The 15,807-nt window shown below is 40.2% G+C and carries 21 protein-coding genes and 2 pseudogenes; 9 read left to right on the top strand and 14 right to left on the bottom strand.

All coding sequences use genetic code 11. The features are described from left to right. Nucleotides 1-144: 144 nt before the first annotated feature. The 5 genes from AAC147_RS11240 to AAC147_RS11220 form a co-directional block, all read right to left on the bottom strand. On the bottom strand, nt 145-816 hold the full coding sequence (locus AAC147_RS11240) for an L-fuculose-phosphate aldolase (RefSeq protein WP_047681015.1): 672 nt from the start codon (nt 814-816) through the stop codon (nt 145-147). 12 nt (nt 817-828) lie between these two features. After that, nucleotides 829-1,932: an S-methyl-5-thioribose-1-phosphate isomerase gene (gene mtnA / locus AAC147_RS11235; RefSeq protein WP_047681012.1), complete on the bottom strand. Its 1,104-nt coding sequence runs from the start codon at nt 1,930-1,932 to the stop codon at nt 829-831. A gap of 15 nt (nt 1,933-1,947) precedes the next feature. Beyond that, nucleotides 1,948-3,207, bottom strand: a complete 1,260-nt coding sequence (gene mtnK, locus AAC147_RS11230; RefSeq protein ID WP_047681009.1) for an S-methyl-5-thioribose kinase — start codon at nt 3,205-3,207, stop codon at nt 1,948-1,950. 158 nt (nt 3,208-3,365) lie between these two features. After that, on the bottom strand, nt 3,366-3,731 hold the full coding sequence (locus AAC147_RS11225; RefSeq protein WP_047681006.1) for a YkgJ family cysteine cluster protein: 366 nt from the start codon (nt 3,729-3,731) through the stop codon (nt 3,366-3,368). 197 nt (nt 3,732-3,928) lie between these two features. Then, complete coding sequence (locus AAC147_RS11220; RefSeq protein ID WP_047681003.1) at nt 3,929-4,906, bottom strand: glycosyltransferase family 9 protein; 978 nt, start codon at nt 4,904-4,906, stop codon at nt 3,929-3,931. A gap of 192 nt (nt 4,907-5,098) precedes the next feature. On the opposite strand from AAC147_RS11220, the gene AAC147_RS11215 reads away from it, so the two are divergent. Next, entirely contained in the window at nt 5,099-5,575 is a 477-nt protein-coding gene (locus tag AAC147_RS11215; RefSeq protein ID WP_047681000.1) for a hypothetical protein, read from the top strand. Nucleotides 5,576-5,777: 202 nt separating this feature from the next. Then, nucleotides 5,778-6,314 (top strand): hypothetical protein, encoded by a 537-nt coding sequence (locus tag AAC147_RS11210; protein ID WP_047680998.1) that lies wholly within the window; start codon nt 5,778-5,780, stop codon nt 6,312-6,314. On the opposite strand, the pseudogene AAC147_RS11205 reads toward AAC147_RS11210, so the two are convergent. Together AAC147_RS11205 and AAC147_RS11200 are read right to left on the bottom strand one after the other, a co-directional pair. Further along, nucleotides 6,311-6,530, bottom strand: a pseudogene (locus AAC147_RS11205) (phage integrase central domain-containing protein); the annotation flags it as partial. The gene AAC147_RS11210 and the pseudogene AAC147_RS11205 sit on opposite strands and share 4 nt — an antisense overlap. A 351-nt stretch (nt 6,531-6,881) precedes the next feature. Next, complete coding sequence (locus AAC147_RS11200) at nt 6,882-7,064, bottom strand: hypothetical protein (RefSeq protein WP_231571398.1); 183 nt, start codon at nt 7,062-7,064, stop codon at nt 6,882-6,884. Between the two features lie 460 nt (nt 7,065-7,524). On the opposite strand from AAC147_RS11200, the gene AAC147_RS11195 reads away from it, so the two are divergent. From AAC147_RS11195 to AAC147_RS11175, 5 genes are all read left to right on the top strand, one after another. Beyond that, nucleotides 7,525-7,812: a Rha family transcriptional regulator gene (locus tag AAC147_RS11195; protein ID WP_156115350.1), complete on the top strand. Its 288-nt coding sequence runs from the start codon at nt 7,525-7,527 to the stop codon at nt 7,810-7,812. A 364-nt stretch (nt 7,813-8,176) separates the two neighbouring features. Beyond that, the gene (locus tag AAC147_RS11190) at nt 8,177-8,482 is read left to right on the top strand and encodes an ORF6N domain-containing protein (protein ID WP_052189497.1); all 306 of its coding nucleotides are present in this window, start codon (nt 8,177-8,179) and stop codon (nt 8,480-8,482) included. Nucleotides 8,483-8,529: 47 nt separating this feature from the next. Then, complete coding sequence (locus AAC147_RS11185; protein ID WP_047680996.1) at nt 8,530-8,772, top strand: DUF1902 domain-containing protein; 243 nt, start codon at nt 8,530-8,532, stop codon at nt 8,770-8,772. Next, entirely contained in the window at nt 8,772-8,969 is a 198-nt protein-coding gene (locus AAC147_RS11180) for a type II toxin-antitoxin system HicA family toxin (protein WP_047680994.1), read from the top strand. The genes AAC147_RS11185 and AAC147_RS11180 overlap by 1 nt, the downstream gene beginning before the upstream one ends. A 629-nt stretch (nt 8,970-9,598) precedes the next feature. Then, nucleotides 9,599-10,096 carry a Panacea domain-containing protein gene (locus AAC147_RS11175; RefSeq protein ID WP_231571396.1) on the top strand — a complete coding sequence of 166 codons (498 nt, stop codon included), beginning with the start codon at nt 9,599-9,601 and terminating at the stop codon, nt 10,094-10,096. Nucleotides 10,097-10,342: 246 nt separating this feature from the next. Here AAC147_RS11175 and AAC147_RS11170 read toward each other — a convergent pair whose 3' ends face one another. Continuing rightward, a complete protein-coding gene (locus AAC147_RS11170; RefSeq protein ID WP_047680988.1) occupies nt 10,343-10,843 on the bottom strand; it encodes a hypothetical protein in 501 nt (166 codons plus the stop codon). Nucleotides 10,844-11,461: 618 nt separating this feature from the next. Between AAC147_RS11170 and AAC147_RS11165 the strand changes: the two genes are divergently transcribed. Together AAC147_RS11165 and AAC147_RS11160 are read left to right on the top strand one after the other, a co-directional pair. Beyond that, nucleotides 11,462-11,701: a hypothetical protein gene (locus AAC147_RS11165; RefSeq protein WP_052189494.1), complete on the top strand. Its 240-nt coding sequence runs from the start codon at nt 11,462-11,464 to the stop codon at nt 11,699-11,701. Nucleotides 11,702-11,741: 40 nt separating this feature from the next. Then, on the top strand, nt 11,742-11,870 hold the full coding sequence (locus AAC147_RS11160; protein ID WP_255347643.1) for a hypothetical protein: 129 nt from the start codon (nt 11,742-11,744) through the stop codon (nt 11,868-11,870). Nucleotides 11,871-11,924: 54 nt separating this feature from the next. On the opposite strand, the pseudogene AAC147_RS11155 reads toward AAC147_RS11160, so the two are convergent. The 6 genes and pseudogenes from AAC147_RS11155 to AAC147_RS11135 form a co-directional block, all read right to left on the bottom strand. Then, nucleotides 11,925-12,311, bottom strand: a pseudogene (locus AAC147_RS11155) (tail fiber assembly protein); the annotation flags it as partial. A gap of 38 nt (nt 12,312-12,349) precedes the next feature. Further along, complete coding sequence (locus tag AAC147_RS20130) at nt 12,350-12,511, bottom strand: hypothetical protein (protein ID WP_445286331.1); 162 nt, start codon at nt 12,509-12,511, stop codon at nt 12,350-12,352. Then, complete coding sequence (locus AAC147_RS11150; RefSeq protein ID WP_052189490.1) at nt 12,489-13,625, bottom strand: hypothetical protein; 1,137 nt, start codon at nt 13,623-13,625, stop codon at nt 12,489-12,491. The genes AAC147_RS20130 and AAC147_RS11150 overlap by 23 nt, the downstream gene beginning before the upstream one ends. A gap of 7 nt (nt 13,626-13,632) precedes the next feature. Continuing rightward, a complete protein-coding gene (locus tag AAC147_RS11145) occupies nt 13,633-14,265 on the bottom strand; it encodes a DUF2612 domain-containing protein (protein WP_047680985.1) in 633 nt (210 codons plus the stop codon). Further along, nucleotides 14,262-15,455 carry a baseplate J/gp47 family protein gene (locus AAC147_RS11140; RefSeq protein WP_047680982.1) on the bottom strand — a complete coding sequence of 398 codons (1,194 nt, stop codon included), beginning with the start codon at nt 15,453-15,455 and terminating at the stop codon, nt 14,262-14,264. The genes AAC147_RS11145 and AAC147_RS11140 overlap by 4 nt, the downstream gene beginning before the upstream one ends. Continuing rightward, nucleotides 15,452-15,805 (bottom strand): hypothetical protein, encoded by a 354-nt coding sequence (locus AAC147_RS11135; protein WP_047680980.1) that lies wholly within the window; start codon nt 15,803-15,805, stop codon nt 15,452-15,454. The genes AAC147_RS11140 and AAC147_RS11135 overlap by 4 nt, the downstream gene beginning before the upstream one ends. Nucleotides 15,806-15,807: the final 2 nt, after the last annotated feature.

Genomic DNA, 15,807 nt, shown 5'->3' with positions numbered 1-15,807 from the left:
GGTATCGCCCACCACTTCATCCAGCTCCTTATAATCCAGTTATTGAGTGATATACAAACAAAATCCATGTTTGGTTTTTAATTAGGTTTTGTAAAAACAACATAGTCCCTCAATAAGATCAGAAAATGCTGCTTTTTCACTTTGTTACTGAGTTTTTAATCCGTAACTTTTAAATTTTGTCAAAATTTGTTGCATCTCTTCGGAAGGAAGTATCGGAATATTTTTTGTAACATTTCCAATATTATTTCCAACAACAGGCAGAATTTTTAAATAAAGTTTCGCCAGTATTTCCACTTCATTCGCCAGCCATAGCGCTTTTTCCAGATTGGCTTCCATCGCGAGCATGCCGTGATGTTGCATTAACAGTGCTTTACTGTGCCTAATTCCTTCTTTGACGCTCTTTGCCAGTTCAGGAGTCCCAAAGGTTGAATAGGGAATACAGGGAACATGGTCTGCCCCTGTCACCGCCACCATATAATGAATAGCAGGGATGGAATGATTGAGTATGGAAACTGCCGTTGCATTGACAGCATGGTTGTGCACAACGGCATTCAACTCAGGGCGTGCCTGATAGCAGGAGAGATGAAAATACCATTCACTTGATGGTACTTTATCCGGTTCAGCTTCCCCGTCATGCTTGATATAGACAATCTGATCTGGGGTCAATTGCTCATAAGGGACACCACTGGGAGTGATCAGAAAACCATCCTGATAGCGAGTACTGATATTTCCTGATGTTCCTTGATTTAAATCCAGTGCATTCATCTTAAGACAAGTTTCAATGATTGACTGGCAGATATGTTCTCTATTTACCATAAAAAATAGCCATTACGAATACTGTTGGTATAAATCGGGGAAAAGCATGCGCAATCCTGCTGCACTAGCATCACAGATCCCGCGTTCTGTAATTAATCCGGTAACTAATTCTGCTGGTGTGACATCAAAAGCATAATTTCTACAAAGTGTTCCTTGCGGAACGGTATTGACCCAATTGCGTTTTCCTTGCGAAGTGAGTCCATAGACATGTGATTGCTCTTCACCTGAACGTTGTTCAATAGGGATCTCTTTTACGCCATCCCAAACCGTAAAATCCAGTGTCGGTGATGGTAAAGCAACATAAAATGGCACTTGATTTGCTTTGGCTGCCAGAGCTTTAAGATAAGTACCAATCTTATTGCAAACATCCCCTCTAGCGGTTGTCCTGTCTGTACCAACAATACAAAGATCCACTTTCCCATGTTGCATCAAGTGACCTCCTGCATTATCAGCGATTAAAGTATGTGGAACACCGTGTGAACCTAATTCAAAAGCCGTCAATCCCCCCTGATTGCGAGGACGAGTTTCATCAACCCAAACATGAACTTTAATACCTACATCATGTGCCATATAAATGGGTGATAATGCAGTACCCCAATCCACTGTTGCCAGCCATCCCGCGTTGCAGTGAGTCAATATATTTACGACTTCACCTGCTGGTTTATTCGCAGCGATCCCTTGTATGATTTTTAGGCCATTTTCACCAATCTTACGGCATAGTTCGACATCTTCATCAGCAATTTCGTTGGCAATACGATAAGCAGTCCCTTTACGCTGTAGAGGAAATGTATTTTCCAGTACTTGATATGAACGATCCAAAGCCCATTTTAAATTAATAGCAGTTGGTCGGGCCTTGACTAGCGTGTCATAAGCCAACCGCAAGTTCTCATTGCTGCTGTCCTGATGCATTGCCAGTGCCATACCATAAGCGGCAACAGCACCAATTAAAGGGGCGCCACGTACCCACATATCTTTAATCGCTGTTGCAGCATCCTGCATAGTGCTTAATTGAATGATTTGTAACTCAAAAGGTAGTTTGGTCTGATCGAAAATTTCGACGGTATATCCGTCGCCAGCAAGCCAAACAGATCGATAATGAATGCCATTAATTTTCATCTAAATCTCTTAAGCCTATATGATATAACGTTTAATTAGTGAAAAATCTTGGTGTTTATGCTTGTTGACAATTAACTCGTGTGCCAGTTTCAAGGCGTGTTTTTCACAAGTGGCGCGTAGTGTTGGATCTTCAATCTGTTTGAAATCAGCGACACAGGCAAAGCCAATAATACGGCGATTAATTTCAAGCCCGGCATAGACCAGAATTTCTTCAAATAAATTGGAGAAAAAATTATCTTGTGCTGCTTTAAGAAATAGTGAGCTGAAAGCTCCCTGCTGGTAAATTTTGATAGGATAGGCTTCTCCGACACTCTTTTCATTCCATAGTTGACGAAAACGACGTACAAATATTGCCCATGTTGTTTCAATCTGTGTTAGAAGCCACGACTGATAATCAGTACATTGCTTTTTATTGTCTCGTAAAGCAGGTTGGGCAAAATAAGCTATAAACAGATTACCGATATAGTTGCCGATATCAAATGCCATTGGTCCCATGAAACTGAATTCTGGGTCTATTACTTTTGTGGAATCCGGCGTTACCATAATGGAGCCAGAGTGGAGATCACCGTGTAGTAAGGCTTGGGCTTCAGTCATGAATTTGTATTTATACTGCATCACAGTTTGGATCATTGCCTGATCTTGCCAAACAGCGTGGACGTCACTATCAAGTTGTGGAGAAGTCCAGTTGTTTCTTTCGGCATTAAAATATGGCTCTGTAAAAATCAGATCTTCGGTGATCTTACAAAGTTCGTGATTATTGGCAAAACGGCTTACCAGCTCTTTTTTTTCTTTACTGTCCATTCCGATATCAGAGGTATGGAATAGAGTATCAGCAAGAAAAATTCCAATATCTTCTGCAAGATAAGGGAGTCTCTGACCAGCGATCAACTGCTTACGCAAGATAATATGCTGATCTAAATACTCCATCACAAATAAAGACATTTCTTCATCGTAAAAATACACCTCGGGGACATACTGGCTGACAAATTTATTGATTTCTAGCAGGTTATGATATTCAAAATAGGTACGATCAAGAGAAAGTTGCCATGATTCTCCTGCTGCCCGCATATAAGGTAAGGCTTGTTTGACAACAACCGTTTTTTTAGCGCCAGAAACAATGAAAACTAAGTTGAGATTCCCATCACCCACTTCCTTTATTTGCCATGTTTCAGGCAATCCGCCGAGTGAGATTGTTGTTGGTAAATTTTTCGCAAGATAATGTGGTAAGGATTCACAAGTTTGTGGGATATATTCAGTAGGAACATAAGCAGACATTATTTTTCATCCTGATAATTTCATGAAGGGAAGTTCATAAGCTGTACAGTGATAACATATTCTGCGGTAATGGATTTTCACATTTGTTAACAATAAGTATACAAACGTAAAGTGTCTGTGATGGAAATAACGAATATAGCTTACGACGGCGAAAGTCATCAGGTTTTTGGCTCTGGCAGAGGGGGAAGGCCATAAGCAGCTCTGGTGCGATCACAGGCTTCATTGTAATCACCCGTTTCCCATGCGTGAGAAAATTCCTTACAAGGAGAAGGTCTTTTATCATAAATGGAACAGGAAACTGAGTAGCCAATTTCCCCTTGTAATTTTATACAGCGAGGATATAACTCATTCGTGCCTTTCATACAGCACATAAAGTTGTTCAGTTTTTCAGTGGCAGAGATGGGAACGGACCCTCCTCCATCTTCTGTTTCTGCCCAATAAAACGAAACACGAAAATATGCACAACAAGCGCCGCAGCTAATGCAAGGATTATTCAAAGATTGAGAATTTAACACTTGACTCATACCAGATGTCTCTATCTAATTTTTAAGATATTCACTTAGGTAAAATAGCTCTGATCTCAAGAGTTCATTTTTATATATCCTGAGTCTTTAAAGCTATAGCTTTGTTGGTTGTACTTTGAAATTCATAGGGCATATGGAAAGATTGCCTCTTTGAGAATAGATTATTTTTTTAGAGAATAGGGGATATCAAGAGAAATTTATTTTTCAAGTAAAGAAAAAATAGCATCAGTAATTTTAGCTAGAGCAATATTATTGACATTCTCTGGATCGTACAAGGTAATACACATATCTTCTGATGCAAGTGGTGACCAATTTTCAGGCTTGGTAACACCATAAAGAGCAACAATTTTTTTCTTTAATGCTGCTGATAAATGGCAAATACCTCCATCGCCAACTACAATCAAGGTCATATTATTTAATAATGCCAGAAAAGAGTTTAAAGAATTACACATAACAATCTGACTATTATCACCTATACGTGAGGTTAAATCTTCAGCTAAATACATATCATTGGGAAATGCTGAAATAATAAATCTTGCAGTAGGATATTTTTCTGAAATTTTACCAGCAATTAAATTAAGTTTTTCATTATTAATTAAGCTATGTTTTCTATTGTTGGAGACAGAAAATAAAATTAATGGTTCTTCTGAGAAAATCGAAGTTGATGTATTATGCAACGTTATTTCAGGGAATAAATCAAATGATAAAGATTGCACATTGGGTGAAAATGTACGTAATATCTTTAAAGCCTGATGGTAACCTTTTATGATTTCTTGATTGACTGGATAGTTAACTAATTTAGAATGCCATTTTTGATCTGTAACAACAGCATAGCGCTTTTTTGCTCCCAATAACCATAAAAATAAATTATTGAGTTTCATTGGACTTGGTTTGGCGGAGATAGCAATATCGAAATTCTTCTTGCGGAATTTTAGTGCGGTTTTTACTATAGAAAGATATTTGTTTCCTTGAGGAAGGACATTGATGCTTATATCAGGGCATATATACTTAGTAAGTTCATCATTACCTTGTTCTATAAACAGACTAATCTCTGCATTGGGGTATTTTTTCTGTAAAGATTTTATTAATGGCTGGGTACAGATAAGATCGCCAAACCCATTTCTGCGTAATATAGCTATTTTCATGTTGAATGATAAAAGAAAAATTTTTTTCAAATGGCAGATACTGCTTTTAAGAATAGAACATTTCTTTAATAGTTCAATGTATTATGTAAAAAATCGTTCAAACAATATTTTGCCTATGTGTTATTTGTAAAGACATATGAACATGTTTTTGCTTTTAATTCCTCAATGCTAGAAGGTTGGCTATAATTTTAGCTACTTCCAGTACGAAATGAGGAAAACCTAATGACTATGTTGAAAGAGAGACAACATATGATCATTCGCGCAATGAATGACCAGGATCATTTAATGCAGCCTATCAGTAAGGAAAAACTTCAATTCCTTGGAGAGGCTTTTGGATGGGATCAATTAGCTGACGATATAAACTATCTAATAAAAATTGGCTTAGTTAATCATGATGCTATTCATTTTGATGATGGTAGCTATGGTTTTAACCCTGATGCAATGGCTCTTACTGCTGCCGGCGTTGAATACGTCAATATGGATACAATTGATGATGAAATTACCATAAAGATCCATAAAAACACCCTTGAAAAGATTGAAACGATAATCAACAGAGCAAATCTTCCGAATGCTGAAAAAAAAGAAATTTTACAATTAGTTAAAGAGAAAGGTGTTGAGGTTGTGATCGGTAAATGTGTTGATATTCTATTTGTGAATACTAGCCTTGCTACGGCTGTACTCTCTGAATTAACTAAATAAAAATGATAACTATGTCACGTTGCTTTTCGAATTAAAAAGGCTTTGCACTAGCGGGACTTTTTGTTTTCTATCAGTTGTCAACTTAGCATTTACAACTCAATATTTGAATACATCAGAAAATATCACCTAATTAAACTGGCTATTCCTTATCTTTGGGTGTATCAGTATCATAATAATTATCTCCTTGGTGAGGATAGGATGTATGGGCTGGTATCGACATTATTTCAAAGACATTTACAGGCTATCCTTACAGGAAGCAGTAAAGGGTAGTGTTAAACTTGTGATCAGTCATGATGGGCAATACCATTACTTTTTAGATATACCAAAACGGCAACCAGGCCCTAGACTCAATATCTTTGGGCACGGGGATCCAAACAAAGCCCTTTTTCAAGGGCATTCTGTGGATCGCCCTTTATCTGGCACCGAGGTGACTGGCTTTCCTTGTAGGGAAAGGCTACCTCAAGCTCATTCTTTATCACCAAGTGATCTTGCAGAAAGCATAAAGCCGCTAATCTCGATATATTGCATACGGAGTATCCGGTTGGTTGCGTGTTATACCGGGAAAACAGGCTTTGCTAGAGCTTTGGCTTATTTAACGAGTTTGCCTGTTAAAGCTCCAATACATCATATTGATGTAATGGAATTTGTTACTACTGGTCGTTACTGGATAATCAAGCCACAAGAAGAGGAGTTAAAGGAAATGGAACGAAATTTCCGGTGGTTTGGTCTTAGCCAATAATCACTGAAATGCATCACAAATTCAGGTGCGGAATTATATTCGGCTCCCCCTGTTACTACTGCATATCGCCATACCTCCCCACAGCGTTGACGTACTTTTCTGAGCTTTTCGGTTGCTCCCCCGATCATTCAGTCTTGATAAAACAGCCATAAGTTCCATTGGTGTTATTTCGGCAATAGGTTTGCCGCCTATATAAGGAAAAACATCTTTTGAAAAATTGTAGAGATTTAGGAAGATGCCGCGAGACTTCAAGAGATGAGGCAAGCAGTAATTATATTGATTTTCTTGGAATTAATTGACTCTCATAGATCATGAGAGAAGTTGATTTCCCATGCATGAATAGAACTTGATTATTAATTAATTTATTTTAAATAATAATATTTTTTATATTTTTAAATCTATACAAATTTCTATACAACTTACATTATGCTAAGGCATCTCACCAGCTTTATTGTATAGCTGATATGTTTTTGGCCCGTGATCTGGTATCCCCACACTCAATAAAACGAGGTCAGTACGTTTAAAGTACCAACCTTGTTAAGAGGTTGCGACGAAATTCGTCGTCACCTATGGAACGATAGAAGAGATCGCCAACTGATAGCCCTGCCAGTAAGAAGCTTTCCCCGTAACCGTGATCTCCTGACCTTTGCGCAATAGCATGACCGATAGTGCTACTTCATCAAAGCCCACGACACGTAACGGATAATCACTGCGCTTCTCGCTTTGTACCTGCATATTAGCGACGGCCATTACTTTACCTGTCTGTCACTTGATGCGCTTCGGGGCTACGGTGATCTTACCTGTGACCGTGGCGATGGTAGCGGGTGCGTTCTTCTGCTTTCTTCGTGCCATATTCCACCGTCTATAGATGATTGTTTTTTTCAATCATGATAATAATCAGTTAGTTAAATCACTGAGAACGTAATACATATTCAGTTTCTGAGTTACATACGGGAAAATCCCGCATGTATATAGATAAAGGTATAGAGGAAATCACAATACCCAAGATGGGATATCTCACCTTTAATTCAGCACGCTTCCGTTTGAAACGGAAGTGTGAAATTAACTGTAGGGATTCCTTAGATTAAGAAGTCACTGATTTGGAAGGCCTCTCACTTTACTAAGCATGAGGACTACGAGACTTATTTGGAAAATTCCAAAAAAGCTCGTCTGAGAACTGAGTACCCTAATTGATGTTGTTAAGTGGGCAATGATGAGCAGCCGTGAGATAGCGGAACTGACAAATAAAACGATATCACATATCCATGTTGATATTTGGAACATGTTGGAGCAGCTTTACTACATCAAAAAAGATGATCGGAATTTCGATCATAATAAAAATCAACAAGTTAACTTGGTTAAAGGTGTAATAGCAGTTATCGACAATCGCGGGTACGTATCTGAGTTCTTACTCGACCGCCGCCACACTGAAATTCTTATCACTACCGACGAAATTCGTCGTCAGTCACAGCGTACATTTTTGTGCCAAGAACACTAAACTCATTTTCATAATTTCTTTTCTCTTTATATATAAGTTAAGCAAACGGTGTTGTCTCAGTTGCCTCGGTTGTCTCAACCGACTTAATATATTGTTTTATAATGATTAATATCTAAAAATTGAGACAACCAAGCCTATTTTATGTTGTCTCAATTTTATCTTTTTTATCGCAAATAATTTTTATGTTTTTGATAAATAAATATTTAATCTTGGATTTGATGTTGTCTCAATGAATAACCTTAGAACACCTATCTACCCAATAAACTATAATGGATACGTGATCTTATCGACAGCATATTTATCGACGGATCTAAATTCTTTACCGCCGAACCGGCATCATCAACTGCACACTGAGAGACGAGACATGAGTAAGAAAAACGAATTAGTAACTATCGACTCAAATGAACTCCCAGTAATCGAATGGCAAGGCGTCCGCGTTGTTACCACGGAAACATTGGCGGCTGGGTATGGCACAGAGGCGACAAACGTTCGCTCCAATATTGCTAACCATCGCAGTCGTTTTATTGAGGGTGTTCATGTATTCACCCTTAAAGGTGATGATTTTCGAGCATTTATTAACCAAGTCAATAACATTGACTTGGTTAATAAACACACAAATCAAGTCACTCTTTTTACAGAGATCGGTGATTTTATAATCAACGAGTGCTAAGATTGGAATAAGATAATCATTAACTCAGAACGCGGAGGGATTACAGCATGGGCGTAGTTATCACAAGACTTGAGTCTTTTGTTGTCAATGTTATCCATGATGACATGTGGATTGCTGAGTGTGATGAGCTTGGATTGGTTACAGAAGCCAAAACTTATGATGAATTGATAGAGAAAGTTTGGGAAATAGCACCTGAGCTTTATGAGATTAACGGTCTGGGCGACCAGTCTGAGGTCATTCGCCTTAAGTTTGTCCAAGAGCAATCATCTGATTCAAGGGTGGTACTCTAATGGGATCGGGTTTATATCCACAACTCAAAGTTATTTTACTGGCACATGGCTGTTACTTTGTCAGGCAAGGCAAAGGTAGTCATGAAATATGGCGTAGCGATATAACCAACAAAGCATTCAGCGTGCCATACACTATAGTTTCCAGACATACCGCCAATGCAATTCTACGACAGGCGGGTATTAAAGAGAAAATTTGATAATTGTCACTCTACCCAAGAATAAGCCCCATCACGGGGCTTTTTTTTGACCTGCGGAATATGACCTCGTTAGTTAAGCCTGATCTAAGCCCAAATTCGGGCTTTGCTGTCATTATCCAGCACCTGTGTCCAAGTAACCTATTGAAAATACGTAGATTTATTGCTTTTGCCCAGTACCATAAATCAACCGTAGGGATTTCCGCAACGGTTGATTAAGTCATTGATTTTTCCGAGGCCGTCACTTTGACCGTTTGGGACATCTCAATATTATCGGTGTCTAAATTACGACCAGACTGCAAATATGCCGTCTGATTATTTTTCAATGAGTCAAAAAAGGAGGATTATCCTATTTAACTTTCAGGGTTTTCGCCTAAAATCACAAAAAAAAGACATTTGCAACATATTTATTTTTCCTTTATAAAACAATTTATTATGTGCATTTTGTAAAGAAAATTAGTTGTAAAATGTCTCAAAAAAGACAGAAATAATAGAGAATATTCACGCCTTAAGATATACTCCCCGGTGAGAGTTATCAATTTGATAACACGGATTCATTGGAGGTTTCTATGTTTTGCGAAATAAAAGTAGCCCAAATGGCTGCGTACCTGCTATCGAAAGGTGGCGGGCGCATGGCATACCTGAAACTCATGAAGCTCATGTATCTGTCTGACAGGGAGCATATGAGGAAATACGGGGAGTCAATCAGCGGTGACCGTATGGTATCTATGCCTCACGGACCTGTGCTTTCATATTCACTCGATTTAATGAATGGCTCTAGCCAAGGTTCAGATGAGGGCTGGGGAAGGTGGATTGCTGGCGCTAGTAATTATGAACTGGAAACAAAGCTACCATCAGTTGAGCGCGATGAATATGACGAGTTAACAGATGCTGAGCTTGCTGTTCTGAATGGCGTTTATTCAGAATACGGTCATATGACAAAATGGCAGATAAGGGACTACACACACTCGCATTGCCCTGAGTGGATCGATCCTCACGGTGGCTCATACCCGATCGACCCAAGAAACGTTTTCCTTGCCCTTGGAAAATCAAATGAGGTTGCGATACAGCTTGCAAACAGGATGCGAGAACAAAACGAACTAGATCGAGTTATTAGCGGATTAGTATGACAATTAACTTTGCACCTGTTAAAAAGGGAACCATAATGTTGCTTACAGGTGCGAAGCAACATTTGTTCTCCATTAAATGGTGCCTATCATCAAAGAGCTATTACCAAAGTGAGGAACCCCTGAGATTAAGGACTCCTTAAACTAAGGAATCCCTGAGTTCACTTTCACGCCTCCGTTTCAAACGGAAGCGTGCTGAATTAAGATGGGAAAACTTCATTTTTTGCATAGATACGGAAGTCACTAGATTCACCGGACAAGGAATTCTACATTTATATCTATATTCGGTTCACTTCCGTAGACTCTAATTTGATTACAGTTGGCATCTTCATTACAAACTGCGCTCTTAACAATATCCGGGCACCCTTCAATCACAGTATACCAACCTGAATCGTATCCATGCTCAAAATACAAAGTGCAACTCATAAGACCACTAGAAACATCCCATTCCACCCGCTTAGTTCCAAATGCACAGCCACTAAATAAATTATCGTTGTCCTGTAAGTAGACACTTTGCTGGTTACCGGGCGCAATACTTATCTGATCTGCGCCACTGTCATACATGCATTCAGTGCTTCTTTTAGTCATCGTGAGGCTATTTTCAGAAAAAGAGGAATTCTTTAATTCCACATTATATTCAGCAGAAAGAATCTTTTGTTTTTCTGTATTGGTGTTTTCTTCAAACGCGAAAGCAAGGGATGCCAGTAAACAAGTTAACATGACGAAAATGGCGTTAGATAATATTTTCATACTCCCCCCTTTTAATGAAATCACTTAATTATTACTTCATCATTAATAGAGTACTGAAATGATAACTGCTATATCATGTAGGTTATTCACCTGTCCGCTTTAGTATAAATAACCCCCTCCGATAAACGTTACTCAAAAATCCACAGGTTACTGAGGTAGTTCAATATACTCCTGCTGCTAGACAGACCGAATATATTAATGAGTGATGATGATTGAATAAATTGATTAGATTTGTGTGGGGGATTATACAAGTTGGGGAAAATTACATTTATAAGTATGTAATAATGGGTATTTTTTTCAATTTGAAATATATTCTTTATCACACTCCTATAAATTAGCTCTCTTTCCATGTCACAGATTAAGAAACATCCGATCACATATTAGCAGAAGTGATTTAGTATGGTGCCCTGTAAATAAACAGAACAAGCAATAAATGATATTCTCACTATATAGAATTATAAATATAACTCTAATAGTCCCAGTATTCTATAAGGAATTTATATAATTATAATTAATTATTATTGTGAAATTAGATTGATTTATTAATATAATATAAGGCTGATATCTAAATAATTAAAGTAAAATCAAACCATTGCAATATTGGCATTTATTAGCTGTGTGACACAACCAGAATTGCAGCGTAATAATCCGACCTTTTCTGACACGGTATCCGAATTGAAACTATACCGTGATATTTCAATCATGGCCGCAGATCTTCTTAAAATTGACAAAAATGTTCTGGAAGAGCTAAATCAATATATAGATTTAGCTGATGCTTTGGCTAAAGCTATTGATGCTGATGATTGTGATGCATTGTGTGGCGCAATATCGGCATTAGATGAAAAACCTTATATTTAAATTAAACCGAGTAAATTAATCACCCATTAAAGGAGTTGATATGACTCAAAAATATGATTTTAAAAGAATTTTTGATCTGCTTGATAAAATGGAATCATGTTTAAATAAAATTAAGCATCTAAACCGCCAGTTGGATAAAGGCCTTGATGTAACTTCAAAAGCAGCTTGATTTAAATATAATGAAGCCCTCCACGCGAGGGCTTTTTTGTCACGCCACCCATCCTCACTTCGGCGGTTCCGGCCATGCGATATCGGGGGCAGTGGAACAGTCTACCCGGTTGAGCAGGACACGATATTTTTTCCAGGCGACAAGAGCCGCTTTTTCTTCCTTCGTGGCCATGTCGAGGTCAACGGCGTCCTGTAACGGGGCAATGGTATTTGCCGCCTGTGACATGCGATAACGCTTCTTTGATTCGGCCTGTTGCTGTCGTTCCTCCGGTGTCGGCGGGGGAATATCTCCCCATACAGGTAATCCGTCATCACCCGCTATGCACCTTTTCCCCGCAGGTGGCGCCATGAATTTGCGATAAATCTTATCACTGACCTCAACCCCGTCATCCGGCCACGTTCCCGCATCAATATACAATTGCTGCCAATCAATGGGGTAGAATGCGTTATTTTTTGCACTATAAACGTACCTCTTTCACCTCAATAGCCAATCGCCATCCACGAACAATGCAAGGAAACATTCGTCAGAAATCGGTCTCCTACGGAAACAATACTCCCCACTATAAACTCATTGAGTGAGACGGGATAGCTGAGGGCTATTTCCACGTGAGGTGTATCATTAGGGTTCGCACTTATCGTCACCGAACACACTGATCGGGGAAAAGGGGCGGGGAAATTTAACTAATTGACCATCACTGTATATTCCATTGCCCCACTGAATAATGACCCCGTTCACGGTGTCCCGATACCATCCATTTGTTTCTAACAACGCCTCGGTCGGTGGATTATTCGGACTATAAACCCGGACTCCACCCGCTTCATAAATACCGTTTCCTGACACATTGCCTGTCACATCAACATTTCCATTGATGACGCCGCCTGTTTTGGGGTAAGCACCAATGTCATCAGGTGTCGGCTTATTAATCGGGCTGTAAACCCGGATTCCACCCGCTTCATATACCGCAGTACTTGATAAATACCCCGTCACATCAACATTTCCATTGATGACGCCGCCTGTTCTTGGAAAGGCGTTTTGTGCCTGCTTGACCGTATCCCGTAACCCCAGATTGTCCACAAACGCCCCCTTATCCGGGATATCCGCCCCGTTCTGCGCTTTGTCGAGGCGGCGGTTGGCGTTGTCGTTGGCATTAACTGCATTTTGATTGGCGGTGTTGGCTTGTTTCCTTACCTCGTTCAACGCAGGATTGGTTGCGTAATCCCCTTTGTCTTGTTTGGTGTTCAGGGCATCGGTAACCGCATTCTGACTCATCACCTGCGTTTTACTGCTGCCGACTGATTGCACCACATCAGAGCGATTGAGCTTTTTGTTTAACTCATCCAGAATTTGAGTCGTGCTCACCTGTTTCCATGCAGCATTAATTTTCTCAGATGGTTCTTTGTTAAAATTAATTTTGTTGTTATCCGCCAGACTCTGAAACTCTCTGGTTTCATCATCGGATTGCAATATCGCCCCTTTGGGATAGCCACCAATTAAGTCAGCATACTCTTGGGAATACTTAAACTTCCCACCTTTGGATAAGTGCACGATATTGTCCGAAATCTGATTCAAAATACCGTTAAAATCTCGTCCGCTGGGTGGCAATCCGCCCGCCGTTACGGGCATCATGGTAATTTGCGGGAAGCCTGTATCCCATGTTGCTTTCTGACTGGGTTGGTCTGATTTGTGATTTGCGGGAATATCATTTTTCTGCTCGCTCTGCGCGAAGGGCTTGGGTATTAAGTTTGGGTTTTTCATTATTCACCTATTGTGCAAAAGCGCCCTGATCGAAGGGTTGAAATCCTGTGCCGTAAAAACCGAAAAATTCGCCTGCCGGAAGTTCCACAACCGAAATCTGAACTCCTGACGGACGCGGTAAGATATGTTGGTGGTAAATCAGATTCTTTTCTAATTCAGATAATCGGTATTCAAAGACATACCGGGCTGTCATATGTCCTGTGATGAGGTAATACGCCCGCCCATTGAAAATACAGCTCTTCAGGAACCGATTAATATTCGGGGCGGTCGCATACAAGATATTCGAGTATGCCTTCATGAAAATCACATCCCTGTAAGTCGAGTCATCCATCTTGTAAGACGAATCAGATGTTCCATCACTATAAAATGGGGATTGGTCAAATGGCGTATACCTTTCCGTCTCTTTGAACCCAAAATAACCCATAGCCGGATCGGGTATGGATAAATCCCTGCTGATGCCAACAATCCGTCCCCATATATCCAGTCCGAAACCTTGTGCTGTGAGCACGTTGACCGCCAGATGGTAAAATTCATCCGTGCTGACTCTGGGGTCGATGGCGTCATTAAACTCGTTAAGGATGGTACAAATAGTGGGGCTGTTAGCGTATTGGCTAAGGAAAGTGTCTTTTATCTCAATCATGACGCTATCCTTATGTCATCCACTGACAACACCGGAAACTCATCAATACCAAACTCCAGATAATTTGCGGCTATTTCACCTTTCCTTGCTATCTGGATTGAAATCAGTCGCTCAGTAGTTGCTTGCGCTACAACGCAGATATAATCACTGGCAAGCAGTTTCTTGGCGATCCGCCCCTTTCCCCTGCCTGTGCTAAATTCCTTCATTACCGCATTTCGGGTCGCTTCCTTGTCTTGATGAGTTAATTTCAGTTTATCTTCAAAGGTGATAATAAACTCTACCGGAGTATGGTGTGGCCGGATAAATTTAATGTCATAAGTTGGCGGCATATAAGCAAAGTTCTCAGTGTCCTGATATTTCACTAGGGTATTTCCCACAAAAGAGCAGCCCGTGCCTGCCTTAATCAAAATCCGCCTGGCAATCTCATTGTCATCCCCGCCTACCACGGAAACTGCTATTGAATTTCGAATTAACGGGTAATTCGTCACACCTACGTGAATAGTGTTATCAGAGGGATTATCGATAACATAGCAGTCGATAACATCCTTAATATTAGCAACCGCACCCCGCGTAGCCGCATTAGTATTTTTGGCATTGACCGCCACCGACTGTTGACGCCTTAATTCAAATTCCTGCCGCGACTCCACATCCTTACCCACGATGGCTGCATGTTTATTAATAACTGAATCCACCCCAGTGATGTTTTTAACAACACGATTAATAGACTCAGCAGAAGCCCCAATTCGCCCCGTAATATCGCAGTGAACATGCACCGCAACTAAACCGTCATCACCTATCGTCACCTCAGCCCGTGTGCTCCATGTTCTCCCGGCATTATCTGAAACCTGAAAGCTTGCGGGGATAACTGTACCTGCCAGCCCGTTAATCGTTATCTCTGCTACGGATTTGGTCGCTTGTTTGCGTCGCAAAAAGTAAATATACCCCAACGCATCCTGCATCATGCCATCTGCATAACGAGGATCGAAGCTGTTCAAAAGGTTGATGAAGGAGTTACGTTCGTCGGTAATAATAGCAGTAAGAGTGGTAACTAACTGACCTTGCGGGGTCCTCATATCAGTATTGAGATTATCCCCAAAACATCCCTTGAGCACGCGCCACCAGCCATCTATCACGTCTTGGGTTGGAGGTGTCAATATTCCCTGTGACGTGATTTGTAATTTTGGGATCATAGTTCTATTACCCCCTGAAATCCGTCGATATCTGTAAAAATAATCCGCCCCTTGACTACTCGGTCATTTGCCGTACTCAGTTCCGCCGTTGCTGATATCACGCCCTCTACTGATCTGGCTGCATCCTCCAAGTACTTACGATACATTGCCAGTGAATATCGGTTCTTACCCAGAATTTCTTCCAGGTAGGGGATGCCATCACTTTGTGAGTAATACAGATCTTTCACAAATACCCGACAGGCATTGGCCACTGACTGCGCTCTGGCGTACTGATCTGAGGCCATAGCGATATTACCCGCCGCATCGAGAGTTAAATCCCATGTGGCAGGCATTAAAAATAATGTCCGCATAA

The sequence above is a fragment of the Xenorhabdus sp. NBAII XenSa04 genome, assembly GCF_963866145.1.
In the GTDB taxonomy this organism is placed as follows: domain Bacteria; phylum Pseudomonadota; class Gammaproteobacteria; order Enterobacterales; family Enterobacteriaceae; genus Xenorhabdus; species Xenorhabdus indica.
The sequence above is the reverse complement of the archived record's forward strand: the minus strand, read 5'-3'. Positions and strand labels throughout refer to the sequence as shown.